Source organism: Aquimarina sp. (assembly GCF_977115655.1).
On record NZ_CDSBKO010000001.1, the window covers coordinates 58,326 to 73,894 of the forward strand.

Sequence of the window (15,569 nt, forward strand, 5' to 3'; positions counted from 1 at the left end):
TCTTTTGGGTTTCATTTTGTAATAATCTCTCTAAAAATCATCCATCCATATATAAAAAAAGAAAAATTCTACCTCTGGTTTGATAGCCAATTGCGTTTTCTTGTGTTATGTATTGTATAAAAAAACTATGATTATATTAACAAAATTTAATTTTATTAATATAACTCATGCATACATTTTAATTATGTTTAAAACCCATGGGTTTTTGCGTTTTTTGTGACAATGAATTAACAAATATTATTAATTTAGATGAATAAATTAATAATATAATTAACCAACTATTTATGAAAAAAACAACTTATGTTTCTCTGTTAATAGCCTTATTAACATGCGTTACGTCTTGCGAAAATGACTATGATTTAATAGTAATTGAACACATTAAAAATGTTGAAATAGAAATTTCTAAATGGAAAAACAATACCAAAGGAGTATATTCTTTAATACACGATGATTTTGGTATAACCAGCACAAATGGAATTATAAATCATGCCGATGAGATAGCCCGTAAACATGATATAAAATTTGGTTTTGCTATAGTAACAAGTCAAGTAAATCAAGAGGAGTGGCAGGCTGCCAAAAGATTAATCAGTAATGGACACGAACCTATAAATCATACACATAATCATTATTGCGGGCATAATGTTAGCTGGTGTCCTACTCAATTTTGGGATGCTGATGATTTTGATATTGAAATAGATAAAAGCCATCAGTTAATTTTTGAAAACACAGAAAAAGAACCTTTGTTTTTTGCTTTTCCTTTTGACCAATATACCCCAGATATGTTGAAGTATCTTATGGATAAAAAATATTTGGGGGCACGTTCAGGTGCATTTACTCAAGAATTAAGCCCGGATTTTTTGAATGATAATACGACACCATATTTTGATCTTAAATTTTATGCTCATGCTCCAGGTCTACCAATAGAGAACCTTAGTGAATTAGCTTTTTTGGCCGCAAAAAAAAGCCAGTGGGCAATACGAGAAGTTCATGGGGTTGAAGATAATTCATGGGGTAGTATCCCAGAAAAGGATTATACAGAACATATTATGGTGTTAGAAGAACTACAAAAAAACAGGGAGTTGTGGGTTGCTCCTCCATCACAAGTTATCCAATATTTAGAAACAAGCAAGCATACTGGTTTTGATGTAAGCCAAGAAGGGGCTACGTTGAATATGACTTTTGTATATGATGGAGAGGAAAATATAAGCTCTGAGATAACATTTCTGATGAAAATCCCTAAAGAAATAGATGTTAAAAGAATAATTTCTGATGCAGGAGAGTCCATACCATATCAAATAAGTTCAGATAATAAAATTTTATTTAATCTCAACCCAAGTAAAATTAGAAAATTGAAAATCAAATTTAAAAGAGCTTAGTAAATCCAAAGTGTAATTGGTATAACGTAATCTTAAAAAAAGAAGAGGGTGTCTAAAAAGTCAGACACCCTCTTTTTTTATTATGAATACTTCAAAAAACCGACTCTAAAAGAAGGTTTTACTGAAAGAAATAAAGTTTTTTTTAGAAAATACTACAAATAATTTAGCTTAATTTTATCAAAAATTACTTTTTAGACAGCCTCTTCTTTTTTAAGATTATTGAAAAGATATATAAACCATTTTAAAGTTAAAATCTTGTGTATAAAAATTGAATTTATTTTTTAAGTACTCAAGGTAAAAAACTTGTGAAAGATTTCGATCTGGCACCATATATAGTACTGTGCAGAGCTAAGCATAAATGTAGTTGTGGCTATATTTTTTAACGAAGAATAGGTGAAAAAGGAATAATTTATTAGTGCTGTTTTAAAATTGAACAGGTGTTTTTTGTACTATATGTCTAAATCAAATAAAGAGCGCAATTTATCTATCAGAGGATTTTTTTCTCGAAGTTTCTCGTATTTATCCTGTGGCGTAAATGCGTATTTTTTTGAAGCCTCCTCGTTTACCGTTATTTTAAGTTCGATACTATAGTTATCTAATTTTTTATATAAAAACTGTAATAACCCCGATTGTGCATTTTCCAAATCCACCTTCATCGATTGGTTAGGCAATTCTAATACAACATTACCATCTTGCAGAGATGGGATATTCATAGCAAACATAGAACCTATAATACGTTCCCCTTTTTTATCTTGCATTTTCCCATATTCTATCCATGCAGCTTGCATTTCAGATTCTGTAAATTCTTCAGCAGGCAAGTTTTTTGGGTCTACTATTTTTTCTTCTTTATTTTCTTCATGTTCCTTTTTCTTTTTAATACTGCTTAATGATAATCCAGATGTTCTTCTTTCCCGGTTTATTAAAGGCTTTTTTTTCTCGTCAAATGCAGTATCTATACCTGTAATACTGGTTTTTTTGACGGAAATAGAGTCAGGATTGTTCTTTTCAACGTAGATGGAAGGTGTTTTTATTTCTTCTTTTTTTTCGGTAAGATTAGAAGGTATTTCTTGTTTTTTAACAGATTCGGCTTTTTCTAAAGCTTTTTCTTTTACTTCAGAAGAAATTTTGACTGCTTCAATTCCTTTTTCTTTAAAATAGGAAGGTGGAATTATGTATGGCTGGTCATTTTTTTTTTCTCCATCCGTAAGGATAGAGGCAAGTTGCATCAGGCATAATTCGACCAGTAATCTTTGGTTTCGACTGGCCTTATATTTTAGGTCACAGTCGTTAGCAAGATCAATACCTTTGATAAGAAACTCATAAGGAGATTTTTTGGATTGCTCAAAATACTTGGCTTTGGTTTGTTCTCCTACCTCAAGCAGATGTATAGTGGCTTGATTTTTACAAACCAATAGATCTCTAAAGTGAGATGCCAAACCAGATATAAAATGATGCCCGTCAAATCCTTGAGCAAGAATTTCATTAAATTCTAAAAGTAATTGTGGAATATTGTTTTCGATTATAAAATCGGTTGCTTTAAAATAAGTTTCATAATCCAGTACATTAAGATTTTCGGTAACTGCTTGTCTGGTAAGGTTTTTACCGCTAAAACTAACTACTCTGTCAAATATAGATAAAGCATCCCGCATGGCTCCATCTGCTTTTTGAGCAATAATCTGCAATGCGTCTTCATCTGCATTAATTCCTTCTTGTTCTGCTACCTGCATCAAATGATTTTTTGCATCGGTTACAGTAATACGCTTAAAATCAAATATTTGACAACGTGATAAAATAGTTGGAATTATCTTGTGTTTTTCTGTAGTTGCTAAAATAAAAATAGCATGTTTAGGTGGTTCTTCTAAGGTTTTTAAGAAAGCATTAAAAGCAGCTTGAGAAAGCATGTGTACCTCATCTATAATATACACTTTGTATTTTCCAACTTGGGGAGGGATTCGTACCTGATCAATAAGGCTTCTAATATCATCTACAGAATTGTTAGAGGCAGCATCAAGTTCAAAAATATTAAAAGCAAAATCTTCATCAGGGTTTTGGTTTCCTTCCTGATTAATTGTTTTTGCCAAAATTCTGGCACAAGATGTTTTTCCAACACCACGGGGCCCGGTAAATAATAATGCCTGAGCCAAATGATTATTTTCTATGGCATTAAGCAAAGTATTTGTAATAGCTTGCTGCCCCACAACATCCTTAAAGGTCTGTGGTCTGTATTTACGTGCCGATACTATAAAATGCTCCATCGTTACAAAGTTAAAAATTGCTTAGAAATAATGAATTTTAGCCCTCGATTTTTATTGTTAGTTATTAACAGTCAAAAAATAATTCATAATTCGGATTTCAAGTCTTATAATTATAATACTTTTGCAGCAAAGCAGATCACCTTATCGCTGTTCGCTTTAGCGAAGAGAGGAAAGTCCGGACACCGTAGCACAGTATAGCGGGTAATACCCGTCCGTCGTAAGGCGAGGACAAGTGCAACAGAAAGTATGTACAGATAATGCTGTAGTGAAACCAGGTAAACTCTATGCGGTGCAACGCCATGTAAACCAGCTTTTGAGGGTTGTGCGCCCAATGTTGGAGGGTAGGCGGTTAGAGCCAGTAAGTAATTACTGACCTAGATAAATGATAAGGGCTTTAATTTATTTAAAGAACAGAATCCGGCTTATGATCTGCTTTTTCTTATTGTAATATAGAATTTGATGAAGTTTTGTGATAAAAAACTCATCCTGAATTTTAAAATCATTTTTTAATATTTTCTTCACGTTTCGTTTTTGCCCGACAATGTAATTGCATTTAAAAAAGAAATTATTGTTGGATAGAGTATAAAAGAAAAAATAAATGATTCTTCTCTAAATATAGCTTCTTCACCTATAAAATTACATACCCTTAAGAAAGAGAAGAGATTTGAATACAATAATTGCAAAAAATATTTTTACATGTATAATTGTTTGATTAACATTAATTTAATAAATGTTTTAGAACATTATTTATTTTTATTAAAGTAATTTTATAGTGTCATGTAAGTCAATATTTTTTAAATATTTTAAAACCTAAAATTCAAAGTATTCAAACTCTTAAAACCTAAAAATTATGAAAAAAATATTTTTTTTAACAGTTACGATTTTAACTATTTTTTCTTGTACAAAGGAAGACTTAAATTCTGAAATTCAAACAAAAGACGTAAAACTTATCTATAATCAAATTGAATATAAGGCAACCTTGGATGAGAATGGTAAGTTACAGTTACCTGAACTTAACCAAAATATCCAAAATGCTATTGTGAATGGACATAGTTTAGAGTTAGATGATACTAATAGTATTTATTTATTTGATACTGAAACGGAAGAAATGGATTTTATTAAAAATAACTTAAATATTTCAGATTTTAGTACTAAAAATAATAAAGTAGCAGGAGCTACTGGGTATTTTTATGAACATAAAAATTATGGAGGAGGATTTAGAACAGGGGCTGACACTTTTAATATTTATAACCTTAATAATGCTCCTTATCATTTTAATGACAAAATATCATCAACAAAAATACAGAACACCACCACTTCATTTTATGTAGTAATTTTCTATCAACATAAAAATTTTGGTGGTAGTTCCCATACCAAAATAGTCTCTCCTAATTCAACAGGTTATATTTCTAATTTCGATAACATTGGATTTAATGATAAAACTAGTTCTATTAAAGGTTATTTTTTGTAAAAAGTTTAAATTACTTCAAGTAGTATTATGATTACATGATTTTTTTTTGAATTTTGTTTTTTAAAATATTTAAAAATTTAAGCCCGGATATTTAAAATTTTCCGGGCTTTTTTGATGTTGTTTTTTTAGACAAGTATACTTTTTACAAATCCTTTAACAAAATCTAATACTAATTTTCTTGTACCTTGTACCACAAGAAAAATTACCTGAATGAAAATTGCTATTGTTTGTTATCCTACTTTTGGGGGTAGTGGTGTTGTGGCTACAGAATTAGGAATTGCCCTTGCCAAATTAGGTAACGAGGTACATTTTATAACCTATAAACAACCTGTTCGGTTAAACCTTTTAAGTCCCAATATTCATTTTCATGAAGTATCGGTGCCTAAATATCCGCTATTTCATTATCAACCTTATGAACTGGCATTATCCAGTAAATTAGTAGACACTATAAAAAAATATAATATTGATGTTCTTCATGTGCATTATGCTATTCCCCATGCATACGCAGGGTATATGGCAAAAAAAATGCTGGAAGAAGAAGGAGTATATATACCTATGGTAACTACGTTACATGGTACAGATATTACATTGGTGGGCAATCACCCTTTTTATAAACCAGCAGTTACCTTTAGTATTAATAATAGTGATATAGTTACCTCGGTTTCAGAAAGCCTTAAAGAAGATACTTTACGTTTGTTTGATATTAAAAAAGAGATTGAAGTTGTTCCAAATTTTATTGATGTAAGTCAAAGAAAAACGAGTTTTACCGATTGTCAGCGAGAATTAATGGCACTTCCTCAAGAACGTATTATAACTCATATCAGTAATTTTAGAAAGGTAAAACGTATTGTAGACATAGTAGATATATTTTATAATGTTCAGAAAAAAATGCCAGCAAAATTATTGATGGTAGGAGAGGGACCAGAACGTGAATTTGCTGAGAAAAAATGCAAGGAATTAGGGATTAAAAACAAAGTGGTTTTCTTTGGAAATAGCAATGAGATTGATAAAATACTTTGTTTTTCAGATTTATTTTTACTTCCATCAGAAACAGAAAGTTTTGGTTTGGCGGCATTAGAAGCAATGGTAAATAAAGTACCGGTAATATCCAGTAATGCAGGAGGTATCCCAGAGGTTAACACACATGGGGTTTCTGGATATTTGAGTGATGTAGGAAATATAGAAGAAATGTCTGAAAATGCTATCCGAATTTTGGAAGACGATGCTACATTAAATACTTTTAAAGAAAATGCTTATAAAGAAGCTACAAGATTTGATATAAACAGAATTATACCTTTGTATCTAAAAACTTATGATAATGCTTTGGCTACATATAATATAGGTAAATTATAAAATAAAATACCGTTATCCTTTTTTAAAGATAACGGTATTTTGAGTATTAATATTTTACTGAATTAGTACATATTTAAAATACATATCTGGCAGAAATACCTACACTTGCTCCAACCTGATCTACATTGTATCTGTCTAAATTATGAAAATCGTATGTAGGTCGAATACTAAATGCAACTTGAAGCGGGAAATCAAAACGATAATCAACCCCAAAATCCGCCCCTATAAATGGGAAAAATTTACCATCTCTGTCATACCAAACATTGTCAAAGCCTAAGTAACGAGATTTGAAATCAACATATCCAAATCCAGCACCTGGACCAGCAAACCAATTTAATTTATCCCAGATATTGTATGACCAGTGTAAAAATGCAGCAGAACGATATGTACTAATATAAGAATTTGATTTAAAGCTTAGATTAACATCGATTCTATTATGATCACTTAAAACTCGTCGTTGGTATGTAATTTCAGGACCAAATCCTTCATCCCCAATAAACCCCTCAGATAATCGAATTCCTATAGCATTATCAGGAATATCTTGCGCTTGCAACTGTGAAACTGAAATAATAGTTAATAATACAAAAAAAAGTTTTTTCATAATTTATAAAGATTTAATTGATTGTATAAGTAATTCATAAAATGCTTTTAGTAGTTTGAAGCTTTGTTTAAGCTATTATCGAGAGATCAGATTTCAATCAAATTTATATCTGGCACTTACACCAAAATTAAAGCTGATATCGTCATCATTGGTATAATTATCAAAGTATATTTCTGGTCTAAAATCAAGAGAAATTAATAAAGGGAAATTAAAATTGTACTCAATACCTATATCTCCTGCAATAAGACCAAAAGTTTTTAAATTATTTTTGTCAGAAAAAGTGCTGTCAAAATCTACTAACCCACCTCCGATTCCCGGACCAACATACCAATTAAAGCCTCTGTCTATAGCAAATACCCATTGGTAAATCCCTGTTAATTTTAAGGCATTATAATTTCTTTTACTTTGTATACCAAGCCCAAATTCTATTCTGTTTTTAGAATTTAAAGCAACCTGATACGATGCCTCTGCCCAAAAACCGTCACTTTCGCTTAAACGTAAACCAAGAGTGTGCTTAGAAATTTCCTGAGACTGCATGCTGTATACACAAGTAAAAAGCAAAATAATTACAAAAAATAATCCTTTCGACATAGTTAATAAAAACAAGATGTTTATTACCTCGCTATAAACGTCGAATATCATTTATTATGCAAATAAAAACCTTAAATTTTTGTTAATATTATGTCAGTCTTTTTGTAGTTGCATATCAGTGCTTTCAAATATTTTATCTGCTGAATCTGCAATAAAACCACTAAAAATAATACCATCTGTATTTTGGTAACGATAAGAAAACTCATAGTAGCAAGAAGTAATTTCTTTAACGTTTTCTTCAAATTCAACCATAACCACATCTGCAAGGATACTGGACTGCTCTAATAATAAAGAAGGAGAACCTTTTATCTCACCACCCGAAATGTTCATTTTAAAACCATTTTGTTTCAAAAAATCATTAACCTCAGACAGGTTGTTAAAAGTATCTAGTTTATTAACATCTACTGTAAAGTGGTTAGAGCAAAACCCGTTAACATACATCCATGCTGCATATTCTGATTCAGAAAGAAGTTTTTGATAAATATCAAAAGACAAATTTTGCCATACTCTTCCTTTTAAAATAAGATCTTTTTGTAAAAACATATTAGGATCAACAGTATCTAATATACCACTTACAAAACCACGCAATTCTACAGAAAATTCTTCCAAAAGTAATTCGCTGATAAATATCTTGGGGGCATCAGGATTGTTTTTATGCTCAAAATGTTTAGCATATAACTTTTTAGCTTTAAAATAATACTCTTCTTTATATTCATATCCTAAAGCAATAAATGGCTTTGCCAAAACATCAATATTTACTCTAGGGTCATTAAAAGTTCGTATAGCAATATGATCATTAAAAACAGTATTGCCTTCTGTTTCAAATAACGTTTTGATTTTTTGTGCAGAAGGGGTCTTTTCTGTATACTGTTTCCAGAGTTCTTCAAAAAAATATGTCAAATTCATTATGATTATGTTTTTATATCCTGCAAAATTATTAGTTTTGACTATTATTTTATTTATGAATACTTATATTACTCTGTACGAGGTTGTTTTTGTGTCAAATTGATTTACATCAATCAAGTTGTTATCGTTTTGACATTTAATTTTTTAATTTTTTGATTAGTATGAATCATTTTGATTATATAGACCAGCAAATACTATTGCAGATACGAGAAGATGCCAGAAAGCCATTCTCACAAATAGCAGATAATTTAAAAATTTCAAACTCTTTGGTACATCAAAGAATTAAGAAATTAAAACAACAAGGGGTTATAAAAAAGGCAGAGTTTATTGTAGATGAAAAACGAATTGGCTTTAAAACCAAATCTTATGTAGGAATTACTCTTAAAGAAGCACGATATGCATCAGATGTAGTAGAAGGATTAAAAAAGATTCCCGAAATATTAGAGTGCAATTATGTTTCAGGTCAATATGCGATCTTCTTCCTTATTTTTGCTTACGACAATCAGCACTTACGAAAAATCTTATACGATCAGGTGCATCAAATTGAAGGTGTTGCGGGGACAGATAGTTTTATTTGTTTTGACACCAATTTTAAAAGACAGGTTTCTCTGGATTCTTTAGGAAAGAAAAATGCGTATAATGGATAAAAGTTTATGGTTTTCTTTGCAAAAAGAACTGGAAGGGGAATTAAAATTTGATAGATTGATCAAATCTTTATACGCTACCGATGCATCTGTGTACCGAAGGGTTCCTGTGGCAGTTGTTTTTCCGAAATCTATAATGGATTTAAAAAAAGTAATAGCATTTGCCTCAAAAAACAAAATAGGGCTTATTCCAAGAACAGCAGGAACCTCTCTGGCAGGACAATGTGTAGGAGATGGGATTGTAGTAGACGTTTCTAAGTATTTTACAAAAATAATCTCGGTAGATAAAGAAAAAAAAACAGCAGTAGTCGAGCCGGGAGTAATCAGGGATGATCTTAACCGGTTTTTAAAACCATTAGGGTTGTTTTTTGGTCCCAATACATCTACATCCAATCGTTGTATGATTGGGGGCATGGTAGGCAATAATAGCAGCGGTACAACCTCTATACAATATGGGGTTACCAGAGATAAAGTTTTAAAATTAAATACTATCTTGTCTGATGGCAGCGAGGTTATATTTTCTGAAATATCACAGCATGAATTTGAATTGAAAAAAGATTCAGACTCGTTGGAAGGAAAAATTTACAGACATATCTATCAAGAACTTTCTTCCAAAGCCGTGCAACAACAGATAGCCAATAATTTTCCGAAACCCGAAATTCATAGGCGCAATACAGGATATGCTATTGATGAACTAATTGATTCCAACGTTTTTTCTGATGTTTCCATACCATTTAATATGTGCAAGCTTTTATCTGGTAGTGAAGGAACTTTGGCATTTACCACAGAAATTACATTACAACTAGACGAATTGCCCCCACAACAATCGTTAATGATTGCAGCGCATTTTAAAAGTATTGAAGATTGTATGAAAGCGGTAGTGCCTGTTATGCAACATTCGTTATACACCTGCGAGATGATGGATAAAACCATTCTGGATTGTACAAAAAACAATACCGAACAATTTAAGAACAGGTTTTTTATTGTAGAAGATCCAAAAGCAATTTTAATGCTGGAACTTAGGGCAGAGGATATAGAGCATTTAACAATCCAAAAGCAAGAACTATTAAGAACACTCCAAAACTCTGGATTAAGCTATGCAAATCCTGTACTGCAAGGATCAGAGATCGATCAGGCACTAGAGCTTAGAAAAGCAGGATTAGGATTATTGGGCAATATTGTAGGGGACAAAAAAGCAGTAGCGTGTATTGAAGATACTGCAGTTGCAATATCTGATCTGGCGGATTATATACAGGAGTTCAGCGATTTGATGAAATCGTACGACCAACAAGCAGTATACTATGCACATGCAGGGGCAGGGGAGATACATCTTAGGCCAATTCTGGATCTTAAAAAAAGCGAAGATGTGGTTCTTTTCAAAAAAATTACAGATGATGTCGCTTCTTTGGTAAAAAAATATAAAGGATCTATGAGCGGGGAACATGGGGATGGTATTGTAAGAGCAGGATATATTCCTTTTATGATAGGAGAAGAAAATTACCAGATATTAAGGAGTTTGAAAAACACCTTTGACCCGAACAACATTTTTAATCCGGGTAAGATTGTAGATGCATACCCTATGGATCAACAATTGCGATATGAAATAGATAGAAAAGAGCCGGAGATCCCTACATTACTTGATTTTAGCGATTCATTAGGGATTCTTAGAGCTGCAGAAAAATGTAATGGTAGCGGAGATTGCAGAAAATCTGTAGAAGCAGGAGGGACAATGTGCCCAAGTTACAGGGCTACCAAAAATGAAAAAGATACTACAAGGGGAAGAGCAAACGCTCTGCGAGAGTTTTTGACCAATAGTGAAAAGGCAAATAAATTTAACAATAAGGAGCTAAAAGAAGTTTTTGACCTGTGTATTAGTTGTAAAGGCTGCTCTGGTGAATGCCCGTCTAATGTGGATATGGCAACTTTAAAAGCTGAATTTGAATACCAATACCAAAAAGAAAATGGAGTATCCTTGCGAACCAGACTATTTGCAAATTCTAATACTCTAAATGATCTTGGAAGGATTGCTCCAGGAGTAACCAATTTTTTCTTTAAAAATAAAATAACCTCCGGGCTTTTAAAATCTGTATTAGGTATTGCCAAAAATAGGGATTTGCCATTGTTGAGCAAACAATCTTTGCGAACTTGGTGTGTACAGAATCTAGAGAAAATACAACCGGAACATCCAATAAAAATGGTTTACTTTTTTATAGATGAATTTACCAATCATCTGGATGTAGAAATCGGTATAGATGCCATTAAAGTACTTACCAGATTACATTATAAAATTAAGGTAGTGGACCATAAAGAAAGTGGGCGAACTTTTATTTCTAAAGGAATATTAGAAAAAGCACAAACACTTGCAAACCATAATATAAATGTTTTTGGGAATCTAATAACCAATGAGACCCCGTTAATAGGGTTGGAACCATCGGCAATCCTTACTTTTAGGGATGAATACCTAAGATTGGCAAAAGATAAAGAAAAAGCAAAATATATAGCAACACATACGTTTTTGATTGACGAATTTTTGAACAATGAAATACAAAGCGGCAATATAAACTCGAATCAATTTATTAAAGAACCAAAAACCATTAAAATACATGGGCATTGCCATCAAAAAGCCTTATCCGGTATACATAACACTTTTGTAATGCTCAACTTGCCCGAAAATTATAAAGTAACGATCATACCATCAGGGTGCTGTGGTATGGCGGGATCTTTTGGGTATGAAAAAGAGCACTATGATATTAGTATGCAAATAGGGGAGCAAACATTGTTTCCGGCAGTTCGAAAAGCACCAAAAGATACGATTATTGCAGCGGCAGGTACAAGTTGCAGGCATCAAATCATGGATGGAACCAAACGCAAATCACAACACCCTGTTAGTATTTTAAAGGAGGCACTATTATAATATCATTTACACTTTGAATTTACTGTTAAAAAGAAAACGGACTTTTATTACGGTAAATTCAAAGTGTAATTAAATAGTTTGTGGGAATTAACTTTTTAGATTTTTTTCCATTGTAATTTTCTTGTGAGAAGGAAGTATTTACACCTTCTAAATTATTTTTTAACTCAAATAAGTTAATTTCTTGGGAAAAAGTTAATAAGTTAAAAGGTGGTACTTCGGTAAACTTAGCAGAACCAGAGAGGCTTAGGGGATCAACTACCGGCAGGCTTTAATAATTGGTCTCTGAGCTCTATAAGTTTGATTTTAAGTAGTTTTGATCCTGATTTATCTATTTCCAGAATCTTGTTGTTCAATATATAAAGTGCCGTTTCTAGATCTTGGGTTGCTGCTATTTGAGCCTCAATAGCACTAGCTATAACATCAGATTCTTGCGAAAAATACCGGGCTCTGGGATTTTTGAACTTTTTCACTTGCTCTTCTGCTTCCCTTAGGTTCCCTGTTGAAAAATAGTAATCAGCCAAAAATGCTCGTGCCAGCATTTCATAAAATATCTCGCTATTTTCCAAAAAACTAACTGCGATTTTCAGTAATGAAATAGCTTCATCTTTCTTTCCGGTTTCCCAAAGATATCTTGAATAATAAATGTCGAAAACGTATTTATCTCTATCATCCTTTTGTTTGCCTAGTTTTAATCCACTTTCGTAAAATTGTTTAGCATCTTCAATCTTGTTTTGAGTCAGCAATGTTTCTCCTAAATTAGTGTTTGCCTCAATAATTGCATGTCTGTCATTATCAATTTTGGCTTGTTCAACAGCCATACGCCCATACTCTTCAGATTTTGGCAAGTCGTTGATTAACCTGTGTTGCCAGGTAAGATTCATCAAAGTGTACCATCTTCCATTATTCTTTTCTGTTTGGGCATAATAGTCATTGGCAAATTTCATGTACTCAATGGCATCTGTAAGTGGTACGGTTCCAGAAACCGTTGCATCATAACCATAATTGTTATAAACCATTGCTTTTGCATCATCATCACCTAATTGATTAACAACAAACATTTGTCGTTTTTGATGTTCAAGGGTTTCATCAAAACCTTTGCCAAGTGTAAAATAAGCCCAGCTCAATGTATTATTGAGCTTATATTCCATTGGGTAGTTTTTAATAATTTTGCAGAGTTCACTTCCGTTTTCTCCATAAATTACGGCATTATTAAATTCGCCTGATAGTGCCGAAGCTCTTGCAATGAGATAATTAGATTCTATTGCTCCAATTGTGTCCGCAATGTTTATGTATGTCTCAAGAGCCTCTGTAGCAAAATTGATTGCAGATGAAAATTCTTTAGTTTCAATAGCATTCAGAGCATTTCCCTTTAAGCTATCTGCCTTTTTTTTATGAGAGTCTTCATTACAGGAAATAAGGATTAGGATTAAAAATGTAAAAAATGTTAAATCTTTCATTGTTTTTTATTTTAGCCTGTAACTAAGATAAATAATTTGCGAGGATTTTTGCATAAAAAACCAACATCAATAGGCTATATAGCACGTATATGTTTTGAATGATAAATATACGTCACACATAAGTCTTTTTGTAAGATTAAATTTTGTGTTAGAATGTATATATATTCGTATCGTTCACAATTTTCTCAGACTATTCACAATGTATTTGTGTCATTTACAGTTCTCTCAGACTATTCATAATGTATTCGTTCTGTTTATAATTCTCTCGGATTCTACACAATATATTCATGTTGTAGTTTTGCTGGGATAAAAATAAAATAGGGGTTTTTACCCCTGTACAATATTAGGTAAAACCCCCTTACAGATAATGATTTATATATATACATTTGTAATATCACACAAAACACTTATAACAATGAAACGCCTTTTACTACCCATAATACTTATTACATTTGCTGTAATATGCCTAAGCATAGTTCATATTGATAATGTAAATAGATTGGATGCTCAATCTGATGAGCTGAGAAAAAAATATACTACAGAGCAATACAAAGTAGAAAAACCAACAAATACTTCGATTGTTCTTCCAGAACTAAAATGAAGAGTCCATAAGGATTCTATTGATCAATAAAAAGGGCTTTAAGCTCTGGGGTAGGAATCATACAGCTTTCTTTTTTACCAAACCATTTATATCGGTTTTTGGCTATTATGTTGTATATCCAATCCCTAAAAAAAGTAGGAAAAATAAGGAAAACCGAAAGTAAGGGATATAATCCGGACAGCTGTTTTGCAATGTGCAGGGCAGCTGTTGATTTATAGTAATAAGCCAATTTGGGATCAATTAGCAAAATAGAATCTAATTGGGTGGTATCAATTTTTCTTTCTGCAATTAATTTTTTGCCAATTTCACTTTGTAACGAAGCATAGCGAAATACGTTTTTTTTATCCCGTTTAATAATAAAATTTATAGCGCCATTGCACAAATTGCAAACACCATCAAATAATATGATTTTTTTTCCTTCTTCGACCATACTACAAAGATAGCAGGAATCGCTAATTAGAAACAATCAATTATGAATTTGTTAAGATTACAATTTTTAAATCAATTGTACTAATTTGCTTTTACAGAATCAATAACTTCTGTTGTGGTTATTTGTAAGTCTTTTGGTAGTTTATTGTCTCTTGGTAAAACAGCTAAATAGCGATCATCATTAGAGTCAAATACTTTTTTAAAAACCGGGTCTTCCAATTCTAAAACATCACATATTTCTTTGATAAGATCTAAATGATAAATTAAGTCTGTACTACCCAAATGGTATATCCCTTTTTTATTGCGATTTATAATATAATGTATTTGTTGTGTAAGCTTGGATATAGAAGTTACATTAATAATCACGTTTGGAAACACCTCTATTGGGGCTTTAAGGTCATAAAGAGTTTTAATTTCTTTGATTCTGGGAGTGGTAGCACCAAATACCATAGGAACCCGGGCAATTACATATTTGTTGGCAGGCAATCGCATTAAAGCATTTTCAATTTTTATTTTAAACCTTCCAAATACACTGTCACTTAGTGTTTTATCGTATTCATAAGAAGGATAGTTACTAAAAGAATCAAATACATTAGCACTAGAAATAAAAATTAAGCGGGATTTATTTTGTTGTATCCATTGTATTATTCGTTGATGAGCATCTAATTGAGAATTAAAATTACCTCTCAAGGCAGTAATGATAACAGATGGCTTAAGATTATCCAATAAAATAGAAATATCTTCAAGCTCCATATCATAAGAAAAGAACTTTTGATTTTTTTCAAAGAAGGTATTATCGGTACAATATGTACCATACGTATCAAAATAAGAATTAAGCTCTTTATAAAGCGCATTTCCTATAAATCCACTAGCCCCTATGATTAAAATTTTTTTCAAAATTAGTTCTATAAAAAAGTTAAGTTTCAAATATTACCATCGGTAACTTTTGAAACTTAACAATATTGTTTTTA

13 protein-coding genes and 1 other RNA gene are annotated in these 15,569 nt (G+C 31.7%); 7 read left to right on the forward strand and 7 right to left on the reverse strand.

The features are described 5' to 3' along the window. The first annotated feature begins 284 nt into the window (after positions 1-284). Positions 285-1,376 carry a polysaccharide deacetylase family protein gene (locus ACZIYX_RS00230; RefSeq protein WP_462680172.1) on the forward strand — a complete coding sequence of 364 codons (1,092 nt, stop codon included), beginning with the start codon at positions 285-287 and terminating at the stop codon, positions 1,374-1,376. Positions 1,377-1,825: 449 nt separating this feature from the next. Here ACZIYX_RS00230 and ACZIYX_RS00235 read toward each other — a convergent pair whose 3' ends face one another. Beyond that, positions 1,826-3,631 carry a DNA polymerase III subunit gamma/tau gene (locus tag ACZIYX_RS00235; protein ID WP_462680173.1) on the reverse strand — a complete coding sequence of 602 codons (1,806 nt, stop codon included), beginning with the start codon at positions 3,629-3,631 and terminating at the stop codon, positions 1,826-1,828. Positions 3,632-3,759: 128 nt separating this feature from the next. Here ACZIYX_RS00235 and rnpB point away from each other — a divergent pair. From rnpB to bshA, 3 genes are all read left to right on the forward strand, one after another. Then, positions 3,760-4,071, forward strand: an RNA gene (gene rnpB / locus ACZIYX_RS00240) — RNase P RNA component class A. Between the two features lie 410 nt (positions 4,072-4,481). Continuing rightward, positions 4,482-5,102: a hypothetical protein gene (locus ACZIYX_RS00245; RefSeq protein ID WP_462680174.1), complete on the forward strand. Its 621-nt coding sequence runs from the start codon at positions 4,482-4,484 to the stop codon at positions 5,100-5,102. 210 nt (positions 5,103-5,312) lie between these two features. Next, the gene (gene bshA / locus ACZIYX_RS00250; protein WP_462680175.1) at positions 5,313-6,455 is read left to right on the forward strand and encodes an N-acetyl-alpha-D-glucosaminyl L-malate synthase BshA; all 1,143 of its coding nucleotides are present in this window, start codon (positions 5,313-5,315) and stop codon (positions 6,453-6,455) included. Between the two features lie 73 nt (positions 6,456-6,528). On the opposite strand, the gene ACZIYX_RS00255 is transcribed toward bshA, so the two are convergent. From ACZIYX_RS00255 to ACZIYX_RS00265, 3 genes are all read right to left on the reverse strand, one after another. Then, positions 6,529-7,056, reverse strand: coding sequence for a hypothetical protein (locus tag ACZIYX_RS00255; protein WP_462680176.1), 528 nt, complete (start codon positions 7,054-7,056; stop codon positions 6,529-6,531). A gap of 93 nt (positions 7,057-7,149) precedes the next feature. Next, a complete protein-coding gene (locus tag ACZIYX_RS00260; RefSeq protein WP_462680177.1) occupies positions 7,150-7,647 on the reverse strand; it encodes a hypothetical protein in 498 nt (165 codons plus the stop codon). A 93-nt stretch (positions 7,648-7,740) separates the two neighbouring features. Continuing rightward, the gene (locus ACZIYX_RS00265) at positions 7,741-8,553 is read right to left on the reverse strand and encodes a 2-oxoadipate dioxygenase/decarboxylase family protein (RefSeq protein ID WP_462680178.1); all 813 of its coding nucleotides are present in this window, start codon (positions 8,551-8,553) and stop codon (positions 7,741-7,743) included. A gap of 161 nt (positions 8,554-8,714) precedes the next feature. On the opposite strand from ACZIYX_RS00265, the gene ACZIYX_RS00270 reads away from it, so the two are divergent. Continuing rightward, positions 8,715-9,200, forward strand: coding sequence for an Lrp/AsnC family transcriptional regulator (locus ACZIYX_RS00270; protein ID WP_462680179.1), 486 nt, complete (start codon positions 8,715-8,717; stop codon positions 9,198-9,200). Then, positions 9,193-12,111, forward strand: coding sequence for an FAD-binding and (Fe-S)-binding domain-containing protein (locus ACZIYX_RS00275; RefSeq protein WP_462680180.1), 2,919 nt, complete (start codon positions 9,193-9,195; stop codon positions 12,109-12,111). Before ACZIYX_RS00270 ends, ACZIYX_RS00275 begins: the two co-directional genes overlap by 8 nt. Before the next feature lie 251 nt (positions 12,112-12,362). Here the strand turns inward: ACZIYX_RS00275 and ACZIYX_RS00280 are convergent, their stop codons facing one another. Beyond that, positions 12,363-13,568: a tetratricopeptide repeat protein gene (locus tag ACZIYX_RS00280; protein ID WP_462680181.1), complete on the reverse strand. Its 1,206-nt coding sequence runs from the start codon at positions 13,566-13,568 to the stop codon at positions 12,363-12,365. A gap of 415 nt (positions 13,569-13,983) precedes the next feature. Between ACZIYX_RS00280 and ACZIYX_RS00285 the strand changes: the two genes are divergently transcribed. Continuing rightward, positions 13,984-14,169 (forward strand): hypothetical protein, encoded by a 186-nt coding sequence (locus ACZIYX_RS00285; protein ID WP_462680182.1) that lies wholly within the window; start codon positions 13,984-13,986, stop codon positions 14,167-14,169. A gap of 16 nt (positions 14,170-14,185) precedes the next feature. Here ACZIYX_RS00285 and ACZIYX_RS00290 read toward each other — a convergent pair whose 3' ends face one another. After that, on the reverse strand, positions 14,186-14,599 hold the full coding sequence (locus tag ACZIYX_RS00290; RefSeq protein WP_462680183.1) for a thiol-disulfide oxidoreductase DCC family protein: 414 nt from the start codon (positions 14,597-14,599) through the stop codon (positions 14,186-14,188). 80 nt (positions 14,600-14,679) lie between these two features. Beyond that, positions 14,680-15,495: a sugar nucleotide-binding protein gene (locus ACZIYX_RS00295; RefSeq protein ID WP_462680184.1), complete on the reverse strand. Its 816-nt coding sequence runs from the start codon at positions 15,493-15,495 to the stop codon at positions 14,680-14,682. Between the last annotated feature and the right edge of the window lie 74 nt (positions 15,496-15,569).